This is a genomic window from Psychrobacter sp. FME5 (genome assembly GCF_014861375.1).
In the GTDB taxonomy this organism is placed as follows: Bacteria; Pseudomonadota; Gammaproteobacteria; order Pseudomonadales; family Moraxellaceae; genus Psychrobacter.
In genome coordinates, this window is record NZ_RRYX01000156.1 from 1 (window position 1) to 4758 (window position 4758).

The following is a 4758-nucleotide window of genomic DNA, read 5'->3' on the forward strand; positions in this document are numbered from 1 at the left end:
AGACAGTATATAGCGTTAGACCCTATGACAGCATGAATAATGTCCATTACACCTTGTTTTCATAATGTCTCTTCCTTGTTTTTATGACCGCCTACCGTCATAAATGCTATTTTCTGGCAATCAAGGTCGCACGCATGGGAGCTGGATAGCCTTCAATGGTCTTTGTTGAATCATTAGGATTTAAGAAATCTGCTAACGAATGATAGGTCATCCACTCGGTTTTACGCTGCTCCTCAGTCGAGGTCACAGCGACATCGACACAGCGCACCTCTGTAAACCCAGCTTTTTCTAGCCAGCCAATCAATGCCGCCACCGATGGCAAAAAGTATACGTTATTCATCTGCGCATAACGGTCATGAGGGACAAGTACGGTATTGGCATCACCTTCAATAACCAGAGTCTCAAGCACCAGCTCGCCACCTTTTATTAATTGTCCTTTCAGCTGTTGCAGATGCTCAAAGGGCGACTGGCGATGATAGAGCACACCCATACTGAACACCGTATCAAATAACTGGCTATGCTCAGGCAATGCTTCGAGTGGCACGGGAATATAATGGGTACGATAACGACCTGTCTCATGAGCATCTGCTGCCCCGACGAAATGACGAATCGCCATAAACTGATGGTAAAATAGGCATGACGGATCAATAATAATAACCGTGTCCGCCCCTGCTCCTGCCATACGCCAGCCATGATAACCGGAGCCGCCACCGACATCCAATACACGCCGACCTTTTAATGTGCTTAAATGCGGTGCCACTCGTTGCCACTTCCAATCACTATGCCATTCGGTGTCGATGAAAATTGGCTCGGCTTGCGTTTCTTTATTTTGGCTACTACCAATTTGAAAAGGCCCTTTGCGCCATGGCATGAGTTGCTTTAATAGCGCAACTGTTTGTTTACGTTCAGAATCAGTAAGCGGCGTATTAATCGTCAATACATCACCGTCCAGATCGACATTATCGACGTTCGGTGTTGGCAAACGAGCGACCGATGCTTGATAAGCAGGCGCATGGGCGTAGTTGGCTTTATCTTTAATGTCATTTAACCAAGTGGGTAGTTTTGTAAGCCACTCATAAGCGCTTGGATGCGTTTGAGCAAGCGTCAATAAAGTTAAGTACAGTTCGCGCTCGGCGTGAATAATAGTGTCGTTAAGCATAAAGACGGATTACCATATTGATCAAAAATAGTAGACGTAGGGTGCACCTTGCGCACCGATAAATAATTATGTCTTTGAATTGGTGAGCTTTGCGCACCCTACAAAAAGCATAACCCAAACCACGATACATAGTGGCAAGAAAAAGCGAGATTGGCTCCCGACATAAACCTTATTTAAACGCCACAATAGAGACAAAGTTTAAAAACTGAAACCACGTTAAATGACGCTGAAAACCAACATCTGACAAACGCGTATGGTGCTGAGCTAAAGTATCAGTAATAAGGACGTTTTCTAGCGCGTTACGCTTGCCACTGATTTCCATTTCAGTATAACCGTTGGCACGTTTAAAATCATAATAACGCTCAACCAGCCACGCATCGTATTGCTCATCAAAAGCGTGAGTTTTCTCCGTTACTACCAGTATGCCGCCCTCACTTAATGCCGCGTAAATTTTCTCTAATACCGCCACCCTATCGGCAGCGGGTAAAAACTGTAAGGTTAAATTTAAAATCACCATATCGCACGGTTCAAGCTCAATATCGCGAATATCCGCAGTCATCACTTCAATATCATGTTCAGGATAATTATCCTCTAGTAAAGTAGTCGCTTCAGTAGTCATCGCTGGTGAAATATCAATGGCTTTAATCTGCAAATCTTGCGACTCGAACTCGCCAGCGAGCGTCATGCTTGCCGCACCCAGCGAACAGCCCAAATCATAAATACGGCTGACACGCTGACCATTATCATCTTGCTGGCGATACTTACAATGACGACGGGCAAATATGGGCAGCATTGCCAGCACTTGACCATACCCGGGGACACTGCGACGAATCATATCGGGGAAACAAGCCACAACTTGCTCATCAAAGGAAAAGCGAGCCGCTTTATCGAGCGGTGTGGTAAATAGGGTGTCATGTTTAACAGTAGCGGGCTTAGATTGGCTCATGGTGTGACTCATTTTTGGATAGTAGAACTTAAATTATGAAGTGGTTAATGATTTTAATTAACACTATTAAGGCGACATAGCGTAGCAAAAGCCCATTATAACATTACTGTTTGTTACTTATCGCGGCCAGATGCCCTGCTAAGCTAAATGTATATCGCTAAGTAAAAATTGCTTGGCGCGTACTCTGTAATTATAAAAATAGGAACAATTATGCAAACTATTGTATTAGGCGGTGGCTGCTTTTGGTGCACCGAATCCGTGTTTTTATCGGTGAAAGGCGTGCAATCTGTGATATCAGGTTACATGGGCGGTGATGCCGTTTCTGCCAATTATGAAGCGGTCTGTAGCGGCGATACGGGCCACGTTGAAGTCATCAAAATTGAATTCGATGAAACGACTGTCCCATTAGAAGTGATACTCGATGTCTTCTTTGCCACTCACGACCCCACTACCATGGATCGTCAGGGTAATGATGTCGGTAGCCAATACCGCAGCGTGGTGTTCTATACCGAGGAAGCGCAGAAGCCAACCGTCGATCGTACGATTAAGAAATTACGCGATATGGGGGTCAATGTGGTCACCGAAGTCCACCCTGCTGCCGAGTTTTATAAGGCCGAAGAAACACATCAGGATTTCTTTAATAGAAACCCAGGTCAAGCTTATTGTAACTTTTCCATACCACCAAAACTTGCCAAACTGCGTAAAGAGTTTAGTCAGTATATGGTGAGCTAAACAGTATATGGATTAGGAGTTTATTCGTTTAAAATCTAATAAGTTCAATATAAAAGCGCTACAGTGGGACTGGTATACATTTTTTTCAGCCTCTGTCAGCGTAGACACAGCAAGCAAGAAAAATTTATACCAGTTCCGCGTCATACCATAACGTATCTTTTTTATTTAGAACCGACTATAAGTTCCTAACCTAGTGCTTAATAAAAGCCAAACGCTCATTATAAGAGTGTTTGGCCTTTTTAATGCCTTTGACAACATTGAACAACAGGTTATGATAATAAGTTCAAAGTAAAGAATAACATTAAACCTGATAAATAAAGGCTAAGGTCATGAATCCCGAATTTTGGCAATTACGTTGGCAAGAAAAGCGTATCGGCTTTAACCAGTCTCAAATCAATCCAAAATTAATTAAATATTTTGAAAGGTTAGCATTATCGAGTGAAAGCTGTGTTTTTATACCGCTATGCGGCAAATCAATCGATATGGTTTGGCTATTAGACCAAGGCTATAATGTCGTTGGTGCTGAATTAGTTGAATCAGCGATAAAAGAATTTTTCATTGAGCAAAATATCCCGTACACAATAAAAGAACATGCTGATAATCCAGATATCAAATGCTATCAAGGCCAACGATTAAATCAAACCATAAAGCTATGGGTTGCTGATATTTTTGAGCTGACACCTCACGATATTGGTCACGTTGATGCGGTGTATGATCGAGCCGCATTAATCGCCATGCCACCTGATATGCGCCCGATATATAGCGAGCAAATATGCACGCTCAGCCAAAACGCTGCTCAACTGTTATTAACACTGCATTACGACCAAAATGAACGAGCAGGGCCGCCTTTCTCAATTAGTAGCAAGCAAGTTCAACAGTACTATAGTAGTCACTACCAAATAACGGAGATTGAAGGTCAGCCCTCAACCTTGAATGCCGCACCAAATATGGCTGTAACGGAGCATGTTTGGCTATTGAATGCTAATAAATAGGCTATGATTAAAAACACTTAAGCCGTCAATGAATAGCAACGGAGCAATCGAATGCGAATTTTAGTCACTCTAATGAGCTTTATCGCTATTCTACTAGTCATACTGCCAGGCCCTCTCTATAAGTTTGAATTTTTTGACTTGGCTACGGCGTTTACAGGCTTTACAGTTGGCGTACTTGTGGGTATTGCCGCCCTCATCCTGTTAGGTATACAGTTTTTATTTAAACGTGACACAGTGAGACTTAATAGCACGTTGACAGCCCTCATACTTTCTATCATTGCGATCGCTATCCCGCTTAGTATGTTGAATACAGCCAAAAACGTACCACCCATTCATGATATTTCAACTGATTTGGTGAACCCACCTGAGTTTTTGGCTATTGCCCCACTACGTGCTGACGCCCCAAACCCAGCTGAGTATGCGGGTGAAGAGGCTGCCGAGCAACAACGTCAAGGCTATCCCGAACTACAAACCTTAGATTATCCTCAATCAAAGTCTGAGCTGGTCGAAGCAACCAAACAAGCCATCGATAATCTAGGTTGGGAACTGATAAATATTGATGCCGACAAAGGGATTGCTGAAGCAACGGACACCACTTTCTGGTTTGGCTTTAAAGATGATGTTGTCGTGCGTATTACTGATAATGGTAACGAGCGTCTGGTCGATATCCGTAGTAAATCACGAGTTGGCGGGAGCGATTTGGGTAAAAATGCTGCGCGTATTCATGATTTTATTGAAGAGTTAGATAGAGTTTTGGGGGAGTAGTTTTTTGTGATTAATATAAAACCATTAACCTCAGCTGAGACAATCTGACGCGTCAAGCCGCCAAAAACCTCTTCTAACCTCACGCCAGCGTCAATTTATAGTAACTGAGTGAGCTATGCTGAAGAAACCGTAGAGATAAACTTGGTAAACTAACGACTCGATGA

5 protein-coding genes are annotated in these 4758 nt (G+C 43.0%); 3 read left to right on the top strand and 2 right to left on the bottom strand.

All coding sequences use genetic code 11. The features are described 5' to 3' along the window. Positions 1–106: 106 nt before the first annotated feature. Both cmoB and cmoA read right to left on the bottom strand, forming a co-directional pair. The gene (gene cmoB / locus EI161_RS13380) at positions 107–1159 is read right to left on the bottom strand and encodes a tRNA 5-methoxyuridine(34)/uridine 5-oxyacetic acid(34) synthase CmoB (protein ID WP_192524119.1); all 1053 of its coding nucleotides are present in this window, start codon (positions 1157–1159) and stop codon (positions 107–109) included. A 169-nt stretch (positions 1160–1328) separates the two neighbouring features. Further along, complete coding sequence (cmoA, locus tag EI161_RS13385) at positions 1329–2117, bottom strand: carboxy-S-adenosyl-L-methionine synthase CmoA (RefSeq protein WP_192524120.1); 789 nt, start codon at positions 2115–2117, stop codon at positions 1329–1331. Between the two features lie 198 nt (positions 2118–2315). Between cmoA and msrA the strand changes: the two genes are divergently transcribed. From msrA to EI161_RS13400, 3 genes are all read left to right on the top strand, one after another. Further along, entirely contained in the window at positions 2316–2837 is a 522-nt protein-coding gene (gene msrA, locus EI161_RS13390; RefSeq protein WP_192524121.1) for a peptide-methionine (S)-S-oxide reductase MsrA, read from the top strand. A 329-nt stretch (positions 2838–3166) separates the two neighbouring features. Further along, entirely contained in the window at positions 3167–3829 is a 663-nt protein-coding gene (gene tmpT / locus EI161_RS13395) for a thiopurine S-methyltransferase (protein ID WP_192524122.1), read from the top strand. 51 nt (positions 3830–3880) lie between these two features. Then, the gene (locus tag EI161_RS13400; protein ID WP_192524123.1) at positions 3881–4594 is read left to right on the top strand and encodes a DUF1499 domain-containing protein; all 714 of its coding nucleotides are present in this window, start codon (positions 3881–3883) and stop codon (positions 4592–4594) included. The last annotated feature ends 164 nt before the right edge of the window (positions 4595–4758 follow it).

Excerpts from the sequence above, each read along its gene's own strand:
- cmoB (WP_192524119.1), bottom strand. The coding sequence starts at position 1,159 with ATGCTTAACGACACTATTATTCACGCCGAGCGCGAACTGTACTTAACT.
- cmoA (WP_192524120.1), bottom strand. The coding sequence starts at position 2,117 with ATGAGTCACACCATGAGCCAATCTAAGCCCGCTACTGTTAAACATGAC.
- msrA (WP_192524121.1), top strand. The coding sequence starts at position 2,316 with ATGCAAACTATTGTATTAGGCGGTGGCTGCTTTTGGTGCACCGAATCC.
- tmpT (WP_192524122.1), top strand. The coding sequence starts at position 3,167 with ATGAATCCCGAATTTTGGCAATTACGTTGGCAAGAAAAGCGTATCGGC.
- EI161_RS13400 (WP_192524123.1), top strand. The coding sequence starts at position 3,881 with ATGCGAATTTTAGTCACTCTAATGAGCTTTATCGCTATTCTACTAGTC.